The following is a 17,698-nucleotide window of genomic DNA, read 5'->3' on the forward strand; positions in this document are numbered from 1 at the left end:
CTGACCGGCGATATGAGCATGCAGGACACCGCCTCCACGGGCGTCGCGCTATGGCGCCTCGTTGCCGACGGCATCGAGCGCGGCATCGCCGACGGCCGTTTCGCCGCCGGCGACAAGCTGCCGGGCGAGATGGAGATCGCCGAGACCTATCGCGTGAATCGCCACACCGTGCGGCGGGCGCTGGCAGCCCTTGCCGAGCGCGGACTGGTGCGCGCCGAACGTGGCAGCGGCACCTATGTCGAGGCGCAGCGCATCGCCTATCCGCTGCGCTCGCGCACGCGCTTCTCGGAGATCGTCGGCGCCGGCGGCCGTGAGCCGCGCGGGCAGTTGATCGAGGCGTCCGACGACGTCGCGACGCGCGAACTGGCGCGCGAGCTGGGCCTGAAGGTCGGCGCCCCGCTGGTGCGGATCGAGGCGATACGCCTCGCCGACCGCACCCCGATCTGCGTCTCCACGACGTGGCTGTCGGCGGAGTTGTTTCCGGGCGCGGGCAGCGTGTTTGCGGCAACGCGCTCGATGACGAAACTGCTCGAACACTTCGGCGTCCGCGACTATCGCCGCGGCGCGACCCGGATCACCGCCGGCATCGTCGACGCGACCGACGCTGCACGGCTCGATCTGCCGCTGGGACGGCCGATCCTCGTGGTCGATGCCACCGACCACGGTCTCGACGGCAAGCCGCTGGTGACGAAGCATTCGCGCTTTGCCGCCGAGCGGGTGGAGTTTCTGGTGGAGAACGGCTGAGATGCAGCCCGCTCTTCCCCCCGCAAGAGGAGGAGGAAGAGCAGCGCCTGCTACTCCTGCATCATCTCGCCGCTGCCGCCGAACTCGGCGGGGAAGTCCTTCAGCTTGGGCAGGCCGTCGCGCATCGGCAGCACCGTCTCGGCGTAGTTGACGTGGACGCCGGGCGTGAACGCCAGGGTGGGGATGGTGGCGGTGAAGACGTCGGTCAAACCGAGCGGCGGGTGATTGGTCATGAGATGGCCGCCGCACTTCCTGCAATATTTGCGCTGGCTGAGCGGCGTCTTGGCGAAGGTCTCGACGTGCTGCGCGCCCTCGGTGATGCGCACCGCGTCAAGATCAATGAGGTCGCGCTCCTCCAGCGCGATGCCGACGAAGATGTAGATCGTGGTCACGGCCGCAAACAGCAGATGTCCCGCGGTCATGACCGGAGCCGCCCAGAACGCGACGATGAAGCCGAGATAGATCGGATGACGGACAAACTTGTAGAGCAGCGGCGTCTTGAAACGCGGCGGCGTCGCTTCCTTGCCGACGAGATGGTTGGTCACCTGATGCAATCCGAACAATTCGAAATGGTTGATGATGAAGGTCGAGGTGAACACCAGCACCCAGCCTGCGAAGGACACCGTGACCAGCGTCACGGCGAGATCCGGGTCCTCGACCTCCCATATGACCGTCGGCAGCGGACGCCACTGCCAGAACAGGAGCAGCAATGACAGACTCGCGAACAACACATAGGTGCTGCGCACGATCGGTTTGGAGACGAACTGCGTCCACCACGTCTTGAAGCGCTGGCGCGCCATCACGCTGTGCTGGACGGCGAACAGCGCCATCAGGAGCAGGTTGATGATGACGGCCTCAGCCGTCGACGTGTCGGTTCCGGTGTCGATGGTCTTCGGCACCACCAGCCCCATCACGAAGCCGATAGCGTAGAGAATGGTGACGAAAAACACGAGATACGCCGCAATTCCGTACAGAAAGGCGATGAACTTGAAAATGCGAGAGCCCGTAACCTCCGGGCCGATCGAATGAACCTGGTGATCAATTTGGGACATGGAAAGCTCCGTTGTGCCGAGGCATCGGCACTGTTTGGTCTTCGCACCATGCCGGATCGGACGTTCCATGGCTTTTGCGGACGGTTGATTTTCGCCTGAGACGACTTTGATTTTTGCTTGAGACGACAGAAACGTGCGATTTTGCTTTGAAAACAACGTGCTCGACGGCGACCTGCGCGAACTGACCTGCGCCGGGGTCGCCGTGCCGTTGCAGCCCCAGGTGTTCGATCTCCTGCTTTACCTCGTGGCGCAGCGGGCCCGAGTGGTCAGCAAGGATGACCTGATCAGCCAGATCTGGAGTGACCGGATCGTCTCGGATTCCGCCCTGAACAGCCGGATCAATGCCGCGCGCAAGGCGCTCGGCGACGACGGCGCGACTCAGCGGCTGATCAAGACGATCCCGCGCAAGGGCTTTCGGTTCGTCGGCGAGGTCCGGGAAGATGTGGCAGTCACACTGGCGCCTGCGGAACCCGCCGCGGCCCCGGCACGCACTGTTGCGGACCGCCCGGCGATCGCGGTGCTCGCCTTCGAGAACATGAGCGGCGATCCCGAACAGGACTATTTCGGTGACGGGATCTGCGAGGACATCCTCACCGCCCTGTCGAAGCAGCGCTGGTTCATGGTGATCGCCCGCAACTCGTCCTTCATCTACAAGGGACGCGCGGTCCACATCAGGCAGATCGCCGAGGAGCTCGGCGTCCGCTACATCGTCGAAGGCAGCGTGCGCAAGGCGCACAACCGGGTGCGCATCACCGCCCAGCTCAACGACGCGGCGTCAGGCAGCCATCTCTGGGCCGAACGCTATGACCGCGAGCTCGTCGAGTCTTCGCCGTGCAGGACGAGATCACCAACGCGATCGTCGCGGCGATCGAGCCGCAGATCCACGCAGCGGAGAATTTTCGCAGCCATCGCAAGCCGCCCGCGAGCCTCGACGCCTGGGATCTGTTGATGCGCGCGCTGTCGCACTACTGGCGCGTGACGCGGCAGGATCACGAGGCCGCACAGGCGCTGCTCGAGCGCGCGATCGGGATCGATCCGAATTACGGCCAGGCGCTGTCGGTGCTGGCGGCGAACCACATGTTCGGCGCGCATCTCGGTTGGGTCGAGCTGGCCAGGGTGGCGCCAATAGCGGAAGCCGCCGCGCTGGCCGCGGTGCGTTGCGATCATGAGGACGCCTGGGCGCATGCCGGGCTCGGCAGCGTCTACTTCTCGACGCGCAGGCTTGCGGACGCGCTGTCCGAGTTCGAGCAGGCGCTCGCGCTCAATCCGAACTTCTCGCTGGCGCAGGGCTATTACGCGCTGGCGCTGTCCTATGCCGGGCGATCGAAGGACTCGTTCGAGGCGGCGCAGAGGGCGATCCGGCTCTCACCGCGCGACCCGTCGCTGGCGATCTATCACGGTATCGCCGGCTATGCGCGCTTCACCGAGCGGCGCTATGACGAGGCCATCGCGCTCGCGCGCGAGGCGATCCGCCATCGCGGCGACCTCACCGGCGCCTATCGCGTGCTCGCCGTCTCCGCCGGCATGACCGGCGACGGGATGCTTGCGGAGATGGCGCTGGGCGAGCTCCGCCGCACCCAGCCGGGCATCTCGCTGCACTGGATCGAGACGCAACTGCCATGGGCCAGTGACGCCGATCGCGAGCACTATCTGGAAGGATTCCGCCGGGCGGGGTTGCGGTGACACCTCTTGCCTTCCCTTGAACGGCAGGGGAATAGCATTTGAGAGCGGTTCCTGCGGGCATCCTTCGAGACGCCCGCCTGGCGGGCTCCTCAGGATGAGGACGGAATTCGCGGCAACAGCTTCAACGGGCACGGTGCTGCATAGCCTCATCCTGAGGAGACCGCTGGAAGCGGCCGTCTCGAAGGACGAGGCGTGCGGTGAGGCCCCTCCAGGGGAAGGTAAGAGCGCGGCGGCGCTACACGCGCTTCCGGCGCAGATGGACGATGACGTCGAGCCGCGCGATCTCGTGGCCGGGAAGCGCCTCGGGAATCCTGGTGAAGGCGAGGCCATCGGCGACGTCGACCAGCACATCCTCGCCTTCGAGGTAGAAGTGCGGATGCACGGATGTGTCGGTATCGAAGAACGATTTGATGCCGTCGGCAGCGATCCGGCGCAACAGGCCGGCTTCGGTAAATTGGTTCAGCGTATTGTAGACGGTCGCGAGCGACAGGTATGCGTTCGCCGCCAGCGCCTCCTCATAAAGCCCCTCGGCGGTCACATGACGATGGCCGCGCAGGAACAGCAACTGGCCGAGCGCCAGGCGCTGGCGCGTTGGCCGGAGGCCCGCATCAACAAGCAATTGCAGACAGCGCTGCACGCCCTCATCCGGCTCCGGTACGACGACGTCAGGTCCGCTGTCGTCGCCCGCGGGGATATTCGTGGCCTGCATGTCCATCGATCGTCTCACGGCTGAAAGAACCAGGGCACGCAACGCGGCGTCCGGCCAGTTGCCATTCGATCGCAGAAGCGGCGGCTTGGCTTTGATCCGGATCAAATCCGGAAGCGGTCGCCTCTGACCTATCGCAAGGCGGCCCGGTCTATTCCCGGTCACAATGCAGCGATATCGATGAGGCTCACATGTCCAGGCCGGTTCCCGACAAGGCAGAGGTCGCGCTCGAATATCCCGACAAGTTCTATGTCGGCACCTTCGAGCATTCATCGCGCTTCGAGGCGCGGCTCGACGGCAGCGGCGTTGTGCTCGTGCTGCAACATCCGGGCGCCGCCGATGAGCGCAAATCGGTGCATCTGCACATCAATTTCGGGCTGCTCGCCGGCATCCTGCGGGAGCTCGCCGGCAACGTCGCCGCACTCCCCAAGGACGACATCGCGCACCGCGAACAGCTCGCAGACGCGCTCGACGAGTTGCGACGGGCGCTGCGGACGCCCTGAAGGCTATTTCGTTTTCACCTGGATCGGCTTCGGTGCCGGCACCGCCGCCCATTCCTTGTCGGCGCGCGGGCCGTTGAGATCGCCGGTCAGGCCGACGAGCTGACCGGGCAGCACGTCGAGGGTCTGCTGCCAGGTCTGGGTCTGGCACAGGAACTTGATCAGGCAGCCCTTGAGCTTGAGACGATCAGGAGATTCGCGCCACAGCGAGACCGAATAGAACTTGCCGTCCTCCGCATTGTAGATGTCGCCGGCAAATCGTCCCTCGGGCGTCGCCTGCAAGCCCATGATGAGCTGGTGGCCGAGCAGCGCGCGGGCGCGCTTGTCCGCATCAGGATTCTCCTTGTCGCGATAGGGCTGGCCGCGCTTGTCGGCCGGCTCCTTCATCCAGACGATGAAGCCGCAGATGCGCTCGCGCGACGGACCGCAGCGTTCGAGCCGGATGCGGGCGCGGCCGTCCTCGACCAGCCAGGTGCCGCTGGGATCGGTGGGCGCGGCAGCGCCGGCGCGGCCGCCGACGATCATCATCACGACGGTGATCGCGACGCGCAGCACGAAGCGAAGAAGAAGAATGTCCATCTGCGATGCCTTTCGTTGCGCGGGTTGCCGCGTCAGTTCAGTTGCGCCATCAGCGCGTCGGCGCCCTTGTCGAGGCCGGCGGTGGCGGCTGCGAGCGCGCCGACGCTGGCCTTGATGTCGTAGGCGCCCGGGTATTGCTTGGTGACGTAGGCAGAGAGCAGGCGCGAGGTGGCGGCGTCGAAGATCTCGACGCCATAGACGACCGAGCCGGTCATCGTCCCCTCGCCGTCGCGCGCGGCCTGCACGCCGTTGTAGACGGCACCGGCGAGGTCGAAGCGCGAGAGCGTGCCGAGCACCGGCGTGTTGGTGACGGCGCCGGTGAGCGTCAGCCTGATCCGCAACGTGTTCGGTCCGCGCTCGCGCACCAGCGCGAAACGGCCGCGCAGCCGCTCGGCGAAGGAGTTCTGCATGTAGGCGGCGAGCGTTGCCTTGTCCTTGTCGGACATGTCGCCGAACTGATGATCCTTGCCGCGGTAGAGCACGACGGGATCCAGGATCACTTTATTATATGCGCGCCAGTCGACCGGCGTGGAATAGCGGTAGGGCACGCGGCCGGAGGCGTCCGACTTGTCCGGGGCCATGTAGGCCGACGACGCCATCTCCGAATAGGGCACGGGCGCGACCGAGGCGCAGCCGGCCGCGGCCGCGCAAAGCACCAGCGTTCCCAGACCGCGCAGGGCGATCGAGCGATCCATTCCAGACTCCTCTAGCGGCTTTCAGCAAAGGCGATGGGGACCGCAGCCGCGTTTTGGGACCAGACGCGGCTGCGGCGCTCACCATTGCCGGCCCAAGGCATCGTCCGGGGCCATTTCAGACGCCTTGGGCCGTCTCAGTGTTTCCGTTTATAAAACCGACCAGCTGGTTTGTAAAGTACGGAAATGACGCGCTGGCACATTTGGCCGCAGGCGCGGATTTGGGCAGGCGCCGGTCGGAATTCGTTAACGGTGAATCAGGCGCGCTTGCGCGGGGTTGGAGCCTTTGCCGCCGATGGCGTTCCGGACTTGGCCGTGGACTTGGCCGCGGACTTGGTGCGTGTCGTGGCGGGCTGTCCGAGGCCGGTCCACTGTGCGTCGTCGAGCAGGCGCGCGAACAGTCGCTGGTGCTCGTCCTTGCTGAGCGGAGACATGCCGAATAGCGAGCTCAGCAGCAGCCCGAGCGCCCCGGCCCAGCGCAGCATCGCGAGGTCGGGATCGGCGGCTTCTTCCTTGATCGCCGCCATCCTCTTCATTTCGAGTTCGCGCGGCAGCGCCATCAGGTCGGGATTTTCGACCATGGCCGCAACCAGGGCCAGCGCGGCAGAATTCGGCGAGGTCGCCGCTTCCCGGATCGTGGCGAGCTGGGTCGCCAGATTGGGATTTGCCGAGGTCCCGCTCACCTTTGCCATATAGCGGATCGAGAACTCCTCGAAATGCGCCATCTGCCGCTCGAGCAACGCCTTCAGCACCGCCTCCTTGGTGCGGAACTGATGCATCACGCCGCCCTTGCTGAGGCCGCTCTCGCGGGCGATGGCATCGAGCGTCAACCGGCCCGGCCCGTCGCGCGCGATGATGGCGATGGCCGCTTCGAGCGCAGCGTTGCGGGACCGTTCGGAGCGCGTGGCATTGTCCATGGCCGACTTGTCTCCACGACAGGATAATGAATCAAGTGAAAACAGGACGCGCTGTACATTTTTTGTGCGAACACTGTCGAGACTTTCATCTTGCGGCGCCGAATGGGACTATGTGAGCCTCGATACCGGATGGGGACTGGGATGGGCCGGCCGTAGCTTTGCGCGCCATGACGTGCGAAGCGTCTACGGCTGGCCTCGCTTGAGAAAGATACGACATGCCAAAACGAGTGTTGCTTGGTCTCCTCCTGGCTTGCGGCCTCACGGCCTCGGCACTGGCGCAAGAGCCGAAAACGGGGGGTGTGATCAATGCCGTGATCCAGCCCGAGCCGCCCGGCCTGATGCTTGCGATGGTCCAGAACGGCCCGGTCCAGATGGTGTCCGGCAACATCTTCGAGGGCCTGCTGCGCTACAGCCCCAAGCTCGAGCCGCAGCCGGAACTCGCCGAGAGCTGGACCGTGAGCGAGGACGCCAAGACCTACACCTTCAAGCTCAAGAAGGGCGTCACCTGGCATGACGGCAAGCCCTTCACCGCCGCCGACGTGCTGTTCTCGATCGAGATGCTGAAGCAGACCCACGCGCGCGCCCGCAACAACCTCGGGCAGGTCGACAAGGTCGAGGCGCCCGACGATTACACGGTGGTGTTCACGCTGAAGCAGCCGTTCGGCCCGTTCCTCGGTATCTTCGAGGTCGGCTCGATGCCGATGGTGCCGAAGCATCTCTATGACGGCACCGACTGGAAGACCAACCCCTACAACAACGCCCCGGTCGGCACCGGCCCCTTCATGTTCAAGGAGTGGCAGAAGGGCTCGTTCATCCGCCTGGTCAAGAACCCGAACTACCACGAGAAGGGCAAACCCTATCTCGACGAGATCTACTGGCAGGTCATTCCCGACGCCGCCGCGCGCTCGGTGGCGTACGAGACCGGCAAGGTCGACGTGCTGCCCGGCGGCTCGGTCGAGAATTTCGACGTGCCGCGGCTGTCCAAGCTGAAGGACACCTGCGTCACCGGCGCCGGCTGGGAGTTCTTCTCGCCGCTGGCCTGGCTATGGCTGAACAACCGCCAGGGCCCGCTCGCGGACAAGCGGGTGCGGCAGGCGATCATGTTTGCGATCGACCGCGATTTCGCCAAGGACGTGATCTGGAACGGGCTCGGCAAGGTCGCGACCGGCCCGTCCGCCTCGACCATCAAATACTACACCGACGACGTGCCGAAATATCCGTACGATCCGGCCAAGGCCAAGGCGCTGCTGAAGGAAGCCGGCTACAAGGGCGAGAAGATCCGCCTGTTGCCGCTCGCCTATGGCGAGACCTGGCAGCGCTGGGGTGAAGCCGTGAAGCAGAATCTCCAGGACGTCGGCATGAACATCGAGACCATCGCCACCGACGTTGCCGGCGGCAACCAGAAGATCGGCGACTGGGACTACGACATCGCCTTCACCTATCTCTACCAGTACGGCGATCCGGCCCTCGGCGTCGGGCGCAACTACGTCTCCAGCGCCATCGCCAAGGGCCAGGTGTTCAACAATGTCGAGGGCTACTCCAACCCGGAGATCGACAAGCTGTTCGCCGATGGCGCCGTCGCGACCCCGGATTCCAAGCGCAAGGAGATCTACGAGAAGGCGCAGAAGATCCTGGTCGAGGACGTGCCGGTGGCCTGGATGCTCGAGCTGCAATTCCCGACCATCATGCGCTGCAAGGTCAAGAATCTGATCACGACCGGCATCGGCGTCAATGACGGCTTCAAGGACGCATGGCTCGACAAGTGATGGCAGGCGCTCCGAACTCCCCTTACCTCTCCCGCTTGCGGGAGAGGTCGCTACGCTCGAAGAGCGTAGCGGGTGAGGGTTCTCTCCTCTTGGCAATCCCTCCGCGGAAGCACCCCCTCCCCTGCCCTCCCCCGCAAGCGGGAGAGGGAGTGCACCGTGATCGCGGTGACACGCACCTCAATCTCACTGCGTTATAGATATGCTCTCCTTCGTCGCTCAGCGTGTCGTGAAGGGCGTGATCGTCCTGCTCGCGATCGTCGTCCTCAATTTCTTCCTGATCCGGCTTGCGCCCGGCGATCCCGCGGTCGTGATGGCGGGCGAGGCCGGCGCCAGCGACCAGATCTTCGTCAAGCAGCTCCGGGAAAAGTTCGGCCTCGACAAGCCGCTGCCCGAGCAGCTGTTCATCTACGTCAAGGGCGTCGTCACCCTCGACCTCGGCTTCTCCTTCCGCCAGCAGGCGCCGGTGTCGAAGCTGATCCTCGAACGGCTGCCGGCGACCCTGTTGCTGACGCTGACCGCTTTCGCGATCTCGCTGATGCTTGGCGTCCTGTTCGGCAGCTTCGCGGCGCGCTTTGCCGGAACCTTTCTCGACACCGGCATCACCGTGTTCGCCCTGATCTTCTACGCCATGCCGATCTTCTGGGTGGCGCTGATGGGTATCCTCCTGTTCTCGGTTACCTTCGATTGGCTGCCGAGCTTCGGCTACGAGACGGTCGGCGCCAACCTCACCGGCCTTGCCCACGCGGTCGACGTCGCAAAACACCTGATCATGCCGGCGATGACGCTCGGCCTGTTCTTCATGGCGACTTATACCCGCATGACACGCGCCTCGATGCTGGAGGTGAAGCGCCTCGACTTCGTCAAGACCGCGCGCGCCAAGGGCCTCTCCGACGCCGTGATCCAGCGCCGCCACGTGCTGCGCAACGCGCTGCTGCCCGTCGTGACGCTCGCCGGCGTGCATTCCGGCACGCTGATCGGCGGCGCCGTCATCACCGAGACCGTGTTCGCCTGGCCCGGCATCGGGCGCCTGATGTACGACGCGCTGCTGCAGCGGGACTACAACCTCCTGCTCGGCGTGTTCGTGATCTGCTCCGCCATGGTCCTGATCTTCAACCTCATCACCGACCTGGTCTATCGGCTGGTCGATCCGCGCATCGAATTCGCCTCATGAAACAGTTCTGGAAATCGATGCTGAAGAGCCCGAGCGGCGTCATCGGCCTGATCATCCTGTTGCTTGCGATCGGAATCGCGGTGTTCGGACCGATGCTGTTCCCGAACTCGCCCTGGCGCATGGTACAGCGGCCGTTCCTGCCGCCGTTCACGCTCGGGGCCGTGCCGCTCGGCACCGACGCGCTCGGCCGCGACGTGTTCGCCGGCATGATCTTTGGCGCACGCGTGTCGCTGCTGGTCGGCCTCGTCTCGACGCTGGTGGCGCTGGTCGTCGGCGTGCCGATCGGCGCCATGGCCGGCTATTTCGGCGGCAAGGTCGACGACGCCCTGATGCGCTTCACCGAATTCTTCCAGACCATTCCGAGCTTCGCGCTGGCGATCGTGCTGGTCGCGATCCTGCAGCCCTCGATCTATTCGATCGTGGCCTCGATCGCGGTGGTGAGCTGGCCGCCGGTCGCCCGCCTCGTGCGTGGCGAGGTGCTTTCGCTGCGCACGCGCGAATATGTCCAGGCCGCCGTGGTCACCGGCCGGAGCAACACCTGGATCATCCTGCGCGAGATCCTGCCCAATGCGCTGTCGCCGGTGATCGTGCTGGCCTCGCTGATGGTGGCGACCGCGATCCTGCTGGAGTCCTCGCTGGCCTTCCTCGGCCTCGGCGATCCCAATCTGATCTCCTGGGGCTACATGGTCGGCGCCGGCCGAACCGTGATCCGCCAGGCCTGGTGGATCACGGTGTTTCCCGGCGTCGCCATCCTGATCTCGGTGCTTGGGCTGAACCTGATCGGCGAAGGTCTCAACGACGCGCTCAATCCGCGCCTGTCGCGGGAGGGACGCTGATGATGACCGCCCCGCCCGCCGTCTCCATCAAGAACCTGCAGATCGCACTGCCCAAGGGTGCCGAGCGTGCCTTCGCCGTCGACGGCGTCTCGCTCGACCTTCGGCCCGGCAAGATCGTCTGCGTCGTCGGCGAATCCGGCTCCGGCAAGTCGATGTGCGCGCATGCGCTGATGGGCCTGCTGCCGGATACGGTCAACGTCACTTCCGGCGAGATCCAGTTCGAGGGCCGCGACCTGCTCAAGCTGGATGACGACGGCTGGCGCGATCTGCGCGGGCGCCGCTTCGCGATGATCTTCCAGGAGCCGATGACCGCGCTCAATCCCTTGATGCGGATCGGCGACCAGATGGCCGAGATGTTCGAGGCCCACGGCCTGCTCACGCCGAAGGAGCGGCGCGCAAGAGCGCTGGCGCTGGCACGCGAGGTCGGCCTGCCCGACCCCGAGCGCATCGTGCGCGCCTATCCGCACCAGCTCTCCGGCGGCCAGCGCCAGCGCGCCATGATCGCGATGGCGCTCGCGCTCGAGCCGGCGGTGCTGGTCGCGGACGAGCCGACCACCGCGCTCGACGTCACCACGCAGGCGCAGATCCTGAAACTGATCCGCAACCTCCAGCGCAACCGCAACATGGCGGTGATGTTCATCACCCATGATTTCGGCGTGGTCGCCGACATTGCCGACCAGGTCGTGGTGCTCCGGCATGGCAAGGTGGTCGAGGAAGGCCCGGCGGCGACCGTCTTCAACGAGCCGCAGCACGACTACACCAAGGCGCTGCTCGCGGCCGTGCCGTCGATGGATCCGCCGGCGCGCGAGCCCCTCGACGACCAGGCCAGGGCCGTCGAGGTGATCGGGCTGGACAAGACCTACGTCACATCAGGGGGCTGGTTTCGCGAGGACCGCCGCGTCGACGCAGCGCGCGCGGTCAACTTCAACATCCTCAAGGGCGAGACGCTCGGCCTCGTCGGCGAATCCGGCTCGGGCAAATCGTCGGTGGCGCGCCTCGTGATGCGGCTGATCGAAGCCGACCGCGGCACGGTGCGGATCGGCGAGACCGATCTCACCTCGCTCACGGGCAAGGCGCTGCGCACCGAGCGCCATCGCATCCAGATGATCTTCCAGGATCCGTTCGCCTCGCTCAATCCGCGCCGCAAGATCGGCCACATCATCGCCGACGGCCCGATCGCGGCCGGCATCGATCCGAAGGTCGCCTTCGAGCGCGCCCGCGATCTCCTGAAGATGGTGGGCCTGGATGCCGGCGCGCTCGAACGCTATCCGCACGAATTCTCCGGCGGCCAGCGCCAGCGCATCGGCATCGCGCGCGCGCTCGCGCTCGAGCCCGAGATCATCGTCGCCGACGAGGCCGTCTCCGCGCTCGACGTCTCGGTGCAGGCGCAAGTCTTGCGGCTGCTCGAGGACCTCAAGACGCGCCTCGGCCTCTCGATGCTGTTCATCACCCACGATCTGCGCGTCGCCGCCCAGATCTGCGACCGCATGGCGGTGATGCAGCGCGGCGCCATCGTCGAGCTGAAGCCGACCGCGCAGCTGTTCGCCGCGCCCGAGCACGCCTATACGCGCGAGCTGCTCGCGGCAGTGCCGGGGCGGAAGGAGCGCGCGCCGGCGGCGTGAGGCGAACGGTATCCGGTTCGGCCCCGGACGATTGGACCGAATCGAACCGCATCCGTCGTAACGCCGCGGTCACGCGCTTTTTATTCCCCGTGACCACCCGCACAGCTGCAAAGCGCCGGGCCGCACCCCACATCGGTTTGGAATGATTTCCATCATCTGATGATGGTCGCCAAACTCTTCGGAGCCAAACATGGGCCAGGTTATTCAATTCGTCTCGAGATCCGAGCGCGTTTGATTGCCCCTCATCCAGGAGGCACGCGCGATCTACGACAGCATCTTCCCGCCGGCTGATCCGGTCGGCGAGCGGCACGACACGACCACGATCGGGCGCGCCGTCGGCGGCGGCAACGTGGAAAATCTGTCGTGATCAAGATCATTGCCGTGCTTTGCAGCCTCTCCTCTCCCGCCAATTGTCACGAGCAGATCGTCACCACGTCGGACTTCGCCGACGTTTCGATGCAGTCCTGCATGATGGGCGCGCCGCAGCTTGCCGAATGGATGAACCAGCATCCGGCCGAGCGCCTCGCGGGATGGCGCTGCGTGATCGGGCAACAGGGCGGCCGGGGCGCCTGAGCCGCCTTCTGGGCTCTTTTCCATCCCTTATTATATGATATATATCATTTCATAAGGTCTGGAGGCGCTCGATGGTGGACGACAAAGTCGGCAAACCGGCCATCGAATACGGTGTCGTGCCCATCGACGTGATGGCATCGATGTCTGGGCTTGATTTTGTCCGCGCGATCTTCTCCGGGGAATTGCCCGAACCGCCGATCATGCAGACGGTCGAGCCGTTCGACTGCAGGGCCGAACCTGGAATTGTCGTGATCCATAGCGTGCCCGGCCTGCGTCACTACAACCCGATCGGCTCGGTCCATGGCGGCTACGCCGCGATATTGCTGGATTCCGCAATGGGGCTGGCGGTGCAGACCACCCTGCCCAGCGGGACCGGCTACACGACGCTGGAATTCAAGATTTCGTTCGTGCGCGGCATGAGCGAGGCCAGCGGCGTGATCCGCACCGAAGGCCGCGTGCTGAACGCCGGCCGCCGCGTCGCGGCCGCCGAAGCGCGCATCACCGATACGAAGGGCCGGCTGCTCGCGCACGCGACGACGACCTGCCTTGTGTTCGGCATTGAGAAGGGCGGCGCGGAGAGCTGACGGGCGATGCAATCGCTCATCACCGCGGGTTGGTATTGCTCCAGGTCGGGACCGAATTGGTCACGCCGACCGACGGCCAGTTGTACGTTCCGATCGACGGCGCCGTGACCGTGCCGACCGTCTGTCCGGACGATCCGTAAGCGGGCCTGCCCTGCGTCGCCGGCAATCCAGCGCTGCCATAGGCCGGGGCCACCACACTGGTGCTGTAATATCGGCTCGAGCGGTGCTTCTTCGCCTCAGCCGCGAACGGCGCGGCAAGCAGCCCGGTCGTGATGAGCGCGGCAATGGCGAGTTTGACGGTTGTCATGGCTGATCCCTTCATCGCTAGGGCCCCGCTGTGTCATCTGTTCATTCGCCGGAAGATTTCCATGGGCACTCCGTTCATAACTCCGTGCGCACACAAAGGTACCGGAGCCCGGGGGCTGCGCTCGCTGCCTTCGGATGGACCCGAATCAGCGCTAGTGCATTGCCATAAGCAGCTCCCCTGAACGCGATTGACATGACCGGCCCCGAACTGAAGCAACTCCGCGCCGACCTTTCCGATGCCCTCGAGCGCAAGCTCACCGCGGCCGACATGGCCAGGCTATGCGGATTGCCGGAGAACGGCGGCGCCGACACCATCCGGCGCTGGGAGGTCAGCGGCCCGACGCCGTCGGCGACCAAGGTGCTGCGCGTGCTCGCGATGGCGAGCGAGCGCTATCCGATCCTGGAGAAGTTCGACATCTTCGATCGCCACGACGTGCGCGAGGAAGACCGGCCGGCAAAGCGCGCGGCATTCCGCGCGCAGATGCGCGATGAAGCACGGCGGCGTCTTGGTTAACAAGAGCCGCACGCAAGTTACCGGGAAGTGGCGACGTTAAACCTTCCTTCAGCATTTCTTAAGTCGCCATTAAGCACGAAAATCATTTGCAGCCCAATACGTTAGGTTGGCTGCCGCTGTGCCACGGATGTGACAGCATTTTCGTCAAAAGCGAGCTATCTGCAAAACCAACGACGGCGCAGAAAGCGCGCCTGCCGGGGACCTAAGTGTTGGAGTTTGGACTATGAAGAAGATTCTGTTTGCGACCGTCGCGCTGCTCGTGGTGGGCGCCGCTGCGCCGGCCGTCGGCGCCGATCTCGGCAACCGCAACTACTACAAGGCGCCCGCGCCGGCCTATGTCGCGCCGATCTACAACTGGACGGGATTCTATCTCGGCGCCCATGTCGGCGGCGCGTTCTCCAGCGACAACAATTTCAACGGCCTCTCCACCGGCAACAACGGCAACGGCCGTTTCCTCGGCGGCGTGCAGGTCGGTGCCGACTGGCAGTTCAACCCGAACTTCGTGGTCGGCGTCGAAGGCCAGTATTCCTGGCTCTCCGGCAGCGTCGGCGCGGTGTTTCCGGGCGGCGTCGCCTACACCAACGACCAGCGCGGCCTCGGCTCGATCACCGGCCGCGTCGGCTACACCTGGGGTCCGAGCCTCCTCTACGTGAAGGGCGGCTACGCCTATTCGGACAACAACGAGAAGGTCACCGTCGGCGGCGTGCCGACCGGCTTCATCATCGATGGCGATCATCGCAACGGCTACACCGTCGGCGCCGGCCTCGAATACATGTTCGCGCCGAACTGGTCGGCCAAGGCCGAGTACCAGTACTACAATTTCGGCGACGCGCACTTCACCGCGGGCCCGCTGGCGGGCACCGGCAACTTCACCACCGACGACCACACCTTCAAGGCGGGCGTCAACTATCGCTTCAACTGGGCCAATTCGACGGTCGCGCGCTACTGATCGGTTAGCAAAACCTTATCCTGACGAAGGGCCGGCCCCGTTGCCGGCCCTTCTTTTTTCGCCCTGCGGAACCAGCGCAAGCAATTGCACCAATTGCGATTTTTTTTAACCGGCCCCGCCGATACTGCCCGCCACAAAACAGAAGCAAGAGCGTGGGGGAAGTTCGATGGCGATCCGTCTGGGCGTTGGCCGTTTGCTTGGCCGTTTGAGACCTCGTTTCAAGATGCCGACATGGGGCGTGCGCGGCAGCCTGTTCACCGCCTTCGCGGTGATCGCGGGCATGGGCCTCGTGATCGCGGCCGGCGCCGGCCTGGCGCTGCAAAATCTCGGCGGACGCATGACAGAACTGAGCAGGCGGGACATTCCGCGCCTCGCCGCCAGCCTGCAATTGTCGGCCCTGAGCGCGGGCCTTGCGGCACAGGGACCTGCCCTGCTTGCGGCTCAAAGCGAGGACGCCCTGAACGAGCGCACCAAGAAGCTCAGGGAATTGCAGGAGCAGACGCAGCAGAAACTCAACGAGATCATCGAGCTCGGCGGCGACAAGGCCGTCGTCTCCGGACTCAGCGAGACGATGAAGAGCATCAACGAGGCGGCCCAGAGCCTGGCCAAGGCCGCCCGCGAACGGCTGGACATTGCCGCCCTGCACGACAAGCAATATGACGCGCTGCGCAGCGCCCAGGGCGCCTTCGTGGGCGCGGCCAGTCCGGCAATGCTGGACGCGCAGACCCGGGTCAACGCCATTCTCGGCTCGGCCAACCTGTCGGCCGAAGATGCCACCGAAGCCGCGCAGACCGTCGGCCAGCTCGGCAACGTCGTCGCCAGCGGCAATCTCGCAGCCGCCGACATGAGCGCGGCGCTGTCGGCGAACACGAGCGACAAGCTCGATGACATCCAGAAGGAATTCAAGACGGCACAAGGACGCCTGCGGTCGAACCTCGATCTGCTGTCGGACAATCAGGGCAACAAGATGCTGCGCGCGACGGCGGAAAAGCTGCTCGCGCTCGGCACCGGCAAGACCGGCGTGTTCAATCTGCGCGAGAAGGAGCTCGACTCCATCGACTACGGCCAGACCATCCTGGACGAGACCCGCAAGCTCAATGTCGGCCTCGGCATCAGCGTGCAGCAGCTCGTCGACGGCGTGCAGAAGGAAACCAACGCGTCGACCTTCCAGGCGCGGCAGGAGATCTCGCTCGCGACGTCGGTCATGCTGGCGCTGGGCGCGCTGATGCTGGTCGGCTCGGCGCTGTTCGTCTGGCTCTATGTCGGCCGCAACATCCTGCGCCGGATCACCGGCCTCCAGCGCGCCATGCAGTCGCTCTCGGCCGGCGATCTCGACACCGAGATCGCGCGTGCCAAGCACAATGACGAGATCGGCACGATGACCGACACGCTGACCGTGTTCCGCGATAGCATGGTCGAGGCCCGCGCGCTCGCGAGCGAACAGGACAAGGACCGCGTCGCCAAGGCCGAGCGTGCCGCGCGCATCGAGGCGAAGATCGCCGAATTCGAAAGCACGGTGCGCTCCGCGCTGGACAATCTGGCGCAGTCCGCCAATTCGATGCAATCGACCGCGCAGAGCATGTCGACGACCGCCGACCAGTCCAACGCGCTGGTCAACGCGGTCGCCTCCGCGGCCGAAGAGACCTCGGTCAACGTGCAGACCGTGTCGTCAGGCACCGAGCAGCTGTCGTCCTCGATCGCCGAAATCAGCCGCCAGGTAGTCACCTCGGCCGGGATCGCCAAGAAGGCCGTGGACGAAGCCGGCGCGACCGACGCCACGGTGCAGAGCCTCGCCGACAGCGCGAGCCGCATCAGCGTCGTGGTCGATTTGATCCAGACCATCGCCTCGCAGACCAATCTGCTCGCGCTCAACGCCACCATCGAGGCGGCACGCGCGGGCGAGGCCGGCCGCGGCTTCGCGGTGGTCGCCTCCGAGGTGAAGAGCCTCGCGAGCCAGACCGCGAAGGCGACCGAGGAGATCCGCACCCAGATCGCCAGCATGCAGGACGTGACGACTTCGGCGGTCGGCGCCATCCAGGGCATCGGCCGGATCATCGGCGAGATCAACGACGTCACCACGACGATCGCTGCGGCGGTCGAGGAACAGGGCGCGGCGACCCGCGAGATCGCGCGCAACATCCAGCATGCCGCCGGCGGCACCAGCGAGGTTTCCAGCAACATCGTCGGCGTCTCCACCGCCTCCGCCGAAGCCGGCGCTGCGGCGAGCGAAGTGCTGGGCGCCTCCGACGCACTGCGCCGCGAGGCCGACCTGCTGCGCGGGGAGATCGACGCGTTCCTCAACAGCATGCGGGCGGCCTGATTGTCATTCCGGGGCGGCGCTTAGCGCCGAACCCGGAATCTCGCGCGACGACCTCCAGATTCCGGGTTCGCGCTCACGCGCGCCCCGGAATGACCGGTATTTTTGGGCCGCGCTCCATCCGGGTCACGGAAAAATCCGGCCCGGAATGACCGCTATGCGAGCCACCCTCGCGTCCTTTTTCGGC

At 65.4% G+C, this 17,698-nt stretch carries 17 protein-coding genes and 3 pseudogenes; 13 read left to right on the forward strand and 7 right to left on the reverse strand.

Annotated features, from left to right (window positions below; translation table 11 throughout):
* Nucleotides 1-12: 12 nt before the first annotated feature.
* On the forward strand, nucleotides 13-744 hold the full coding sequence (phnF, locus tag ACFLEY_RS44315; protein ID WP_011084038.1) for a phosphonate metabolism transcriptional regulator PhnF: 732 nt from the start codon (nucleotides 13-15) through the stop codon (nucleotides 742-744).
* Between the two features lie 50 nt (nucleotides 745-794).
* Here the strand turns inward: phnF and ACFLEY_RS44320 are convergent.
* Nucleotides 795-1,076: pseudogene (locus ACFLEY_RS44320) on the reverse strand (GFA family protein); the annotation flags it as partial.
* Nucleotides 1,077-1,796, reverse strand: a pseudogene (gene mddA, locus ACFLEY_RS44325) (methanethiol S-methyltransferase); the annotation flags it as partial.
* Nucleotides 1,797-1,929: 133 nt separating this feature from the next.
* On the opposite strand from mddA, the pseudogene ACFLEY_RS44330 reads away from it, so the two are divergent.
* Nucleotides 1,930-3,479: pseudogene (locus ACFLEY_RS44330) on the forward strand (winged helix-turn-helix domain-containing protein).
* 235 nt (nucleotides 3,480-3,714) lie between these two features.
* On the opposite strand, the gene irr reads toward ACFLEY_RS44330, so the two are convergent.
* Nucleotides 3,715-4,194 carry a Fur family transcriptional regulator Irr gene (gene irr / locus ACFLEY_RS44335; protein ID WP_060912765.1) on the reverse strand — a complete coding sequence of 160 codons (480 nt, stop codon included), beginning with the start codon at nucleotides 4,192-4,194 and terminating at the stop codon, nucleotides 3,715-3,717.
* Nucleotides 4,195-4,376: 182 nt separating this feature from the next.
* Between irr and ACFLEY_RS44340 the strand changes: the two genes are divergently transcribed.
* On the forward strand, nucleotides 4,377-4,688 hold the full coding sequence (locus tag ACFLEY_RS44340; protein WP_060909338.1) for a hypothetical protein: 312 nt from the start codon (nucleotides 4,377-4,379) through the stop codon (nucleotides 4,686-4,688).
* Nucleotides 4,689-4,691: 3 nt separating this feature from the next.
* On the opposite strand, the gene ACFLEY_RS44345 is transcribed toward ACFLEY_RS44340, so the two are convergent.
* The 3 genes from ACFLEY_RS44345 to ACFLEY_RS44355 all read right to left on the reverse strand — a co-directional run bounded on the left by ACFLEY_RS44345 (nucleotide 4,692) and on the right by ACFLEY_RS44355 (nucleotide 6,873).
* On the reverse strand, nucleotides 4,692-5,264 hold the full coding sequence (locus ACFLEY_RS44345) for a DUF2147 domain-containing protein (protein WP_060909339.1): 573 nt from the start codon (nucleotides 5,262-5,264) through the stop codon (nucleotides 4,692-4,694).
* A 32-nt stretch (nucleotides 5,265-5,296) separates the two neighbouring features.
* Nucleotides 5,297-5,959, reverse strand: coding sequence for a DUF3313 domain-containing protein (locus tag ACFLEY_RS44350; RefSeq protein ID WP_011084032.1), 663 nt, complete (start codon nucleotides 5,957-5,959; stop codon nucleotides 5,297-5,299).
* A gap of 254 nt (nucleotides 5,960-6,213) precedes the next feature.
* Nucleotides 6,214-6,873, reverse strand: coding sequence for a TetR/AcrR family transcriptional regulator (locus tag ACFLEY_RS44355; protein ID WP_011084031.1), 660 nt, complete (start codon nucleotides 6,871-6,873; stop codon nucleotides 6,214-6,216).
* Between the two features lie 215 nt (nucleotides 6,874-7,088).
* Between ACFLEY_RS44355 and ACFLEY_RS44360 the strand changes: the two genes are divergently transcribed.
* The 7 genes from ACFLEY_RS44360 (at nucleotide 7,089) to ACFLEY_RS44390 (ending at nucleotide 13,425) form a co-directional block, all read left to right on the forward strand.
* Complete coding sequence (locus tag ACFLEY_RS44360; RefSeq protein WP_011084030.1) at nucleotides 7,089-8,639, forward strand: ABC transporter substrate-binding protein; 1,551 nt, start codon at nucleotides 7,089-7,091, stop codon at nucleotides 8,637-8,639.
* Nucleotides 8,640-8,838: 199 nt separating this feature from the next.
* The gene (locus ACFLEY_RS44365; RefSeq protein ID WP_011084029.1) at nucleotides 8,839-9,810 is read left to right on the forward strand and encodes an ABC transporter permease; all 972 of its coding nucleotides are present in this window, start codon (nucleotides 8,839-8,841) and stop codon (nucleotides 9,808-9,810) included.
* Nucleotides 9,807-10,646 (forward strand): ABC transporter permease, encoded by an 840-nt coding sequence (locus ACFLEY_RS44370; RefSeq protein ID WP_396604445.1) that lies wholly within the window; start codon nucleotides 9,807-9,809, stop codon nucleotides 10,644-10,646. Before ACFLEY_RS44365 ends, ACFLEY_RS44370 begins: the two co-directional genes overlap by 4 nt.
* 2 nt (nucleotides 10,647-10,648) lie before the next feature.
* The gene (locus ACFLEY_RS44375; protein ID WP_060912766.1) at nucleotides 10,649-12,268 is read left to right on the forward strand and encodes an ABC transporter ATP-binding protein; all 1,620 of its coding nucleotides are present in this window, start codon (nucleotides 10,649-10,651) and stop codon (nucleotides 12,266-12,268) included.
* A 235-nt stretch (nucleotides 12,269-12,503) separates the two neighbouring features.
* Entirely contained in the window at nucleotides 12,504-12,635 is a 132-nt protein-coding gene (locus tag ACFLEY_RS44380; protein WP_283823025.1) for a hypothetical protein, read from the forward strand.
* Complete coding sequence (locus ACFLEY_RS44385; RefSeq protein ID WP_011084026.1) at nucleotides 12,632-12,841, forward strand: hypothetical protein; 210 nt, start codon at nucleotides 12,632-12,634, stop codon at nucleotides 12,839-12,841. Before ACFLEY_RS44380 ends, ACFLEY_RS44385 begins: the two co-directional genes overlap by 4 nt.
* 71 nt (nucleotides 12,842-12,912) lie before the next feature.
* Nucleotides 12,913-13,425, forward strand: coding sequence for a PaaI family thioesterase (locus tag ACFLEY_RS44390; protein ID WP_082755634.1), 513 nt, complete (start codon nucleotides 12,913-12,915; stop codon nucleotides 13,423-13,425).
* A gap of 19 nt (nucleotides 13,426-13,444) precedes the next feature.
* Here the strand turns inward: ACFLEY_RS44390 and ACFLEY_RS44395 are convergent, their stop codons facing one another.
* Nucleotides 13,445-13,732, reverse strand: coding sequence for a hypothetical protein (locus tag ACFLEY_RS44395; protein WP_028173687.1), 288 nt, complete (start codon nucleotides 13,730-13,732; stop codon nucleotides 13,445-13,447).
* Nucleotides 13,733-13,924: 192 nt separating this feature from the next.
* On the opposite strand from ACFLEY_RS44395, the gene ACFLEY_RS44400 reads away from it, so the two are divergent.
* The 3 genes from ACFLEY_RS44400 (at nucleotide 13,925) to ACFLEY_RS44410 (ending at nucleotide 17,514) form a co-directional block, all read left to right on the forward strand.
* Nucleotides 13,925-14,245, forward strand: coding sequence for a hypothetical protein (locus tag ACFLEY_RS44400; RefSeq protein WP_011084023.1), 321 nt, complete (start codon nucleotides 13,925-13,927; stop codon nucleotides 14,243-14,245).
* A gap of 223 nt (nucleotides 14,246-14,468) precedes the next feature.
* Complete coding sequence (locus ACFLEY_RS44405) at nucleotides 14,469-15,194, forward strand: outer membrane protein (protein WP_060909340.1); 726 nt, start codon at nucleotides 14,469-14,471, stop codon at nucleotides 15,192-15,194.
* A gap of 166 nt (nucleotides 15,195-15,360) precedes the next feature.
* Entirely contained in the window at nucleotides 15,361-17,514 is a 2,154-nt protein-coding gene (locus tag ACFLEY_RS44410) for a methyl-accepting chemotaxis protein (RefSeq protein WP_060909341.1), read from the forward strand.
* Nucleotides 17,515-17,698: the final 184 nt, after the last annotated feature.

It is taken from the genome of Bradyrhizobium sp. YCK136 (assembly GCF_044570075.1).
Classification (GTDB): domain Bacteria; phylum Pseudomonadota; class Alphaproteobacteria; order Rhizobiales; family Xanthobacteraceae; genus Bradyrhizobium; species Bradyrhizobium diazoefficiens.

What these genes read in the sequence shown, in the direction of transcription:
- phnF (WP_011084038.1), top strand. Translation starts at nt 13, where the DNA reads ATGAGCATGCAGGACACCGCCTCCACGGGCGTCGCGCTATGGCGCCTC.
- irr (WP_060912765.1), bottom strand. Translation starts at nt 4,194, where the DNA reads ATGGACATGCAGGCCACGAATATCCCCGCGGGCGACGACAGCGGACCT.
- ACFLEY_RS44340 (WP_060909338.1), top strand. Translation starts at nt 4,377, where the DNA reads ATGTCCAGGCCGGTTCCCGACAAGGCAGAGGTCGCGCTCGAATATCCC.
- ACFLEY_RS44345 (WP_060909339.1), bottom strand. Translation starts at nt 5,264, where the DNA reads ATGGACATTCTTCTTCTTCGCTTCGTGCTGCGCGTCGCGATCACCGTC.
- ACFLEY_RS44350 (WP_011084032.1), bottom strand. Translation starts at nt 5,959, where the DNA reads ATGGATCGCTCGATCGCCCTGCGCGGTCTGGGAACGCTGGTGCTTTGC.
- ACFLEY_RS44355 (WP_011084031.1), bottom strand. Translation starts at nt 6,873, where the DNA reads ATGGACAATGCCACGCGCTCCGAACGGTCCCGCAACGCTGCGCTCGAA.
- ACFLEY_RS44360 (WP_011084030.1), top strand. Translation starts at nt 7,089, where the DNA reads ATGCCAAAACGAGTGTTGCTTGGTCTCCTCCTGGCTTGCGGCCTCACG.
- ACFLEY_RS44365 (WP_011084029.1), top strand. Translation starts at nt 8,839, where the DNA reads ATGCTCTCCTTCGTCGCTCAGCGTGTCGTGAAGGGCGTGATCGTCCTG.
- ACFLEY_RS44370 (WP_396604445.1), top strand. Translation starts at nt 9,807, where the DNA reads ATGAAACAGTTCTGGAAATCGATGCTGAAGAGCCCGAGCGGCGTCATC.
- ACFLEY_RS44375 (WP_060912766.1), top strand. Translation starts at nt 10,649, where the DNA reads ATGACCGCCCCGCCCGCCGTCTCCATCAAGAACCTGCAGATCGCACTG.
- ACFLEY_RS44390 (WP_082755634.1), top strand. Translation starts at nt 12,913, where the DNA reads ATGGTGGACGACAAAGTCGGCAAACCGGCCATCGAATACGGTGTCGTG.
- ACFLEY_RS44395 (WP_028173687.1), bottom strand. Translation starts at nt 13,732, where the DNA reads ATGACAACCGTCAAACTCGCCATTGCCGCGCTCATCACGACCGGGCTG.
- ACFLEY_RS44400 (WP_011084023.1), top strand. Translation starts at nt 13,925, where the DNA reads ATGACCGGCCCCGAACTGAAGCAACTCCGCGCCGACCTTTCCGATGCC.
- ACFLEY_RS44405 (WP_060909340.1), top strand. Translation starts at nt 14,469, where the DNA reads ATGAAGAAGATTCTGTTTGCGACCGTCGCGCTGCTCGTGGTGGGCGCC.
- ACFLEY_RS44410 (WP_060909341.1), top strand. Translation starts at nt 15,361, where the DNA reads ATGGCGATCCGTCTGGGCGTTGGCCGTTTGCTTGGCCGTTTGAGACCT.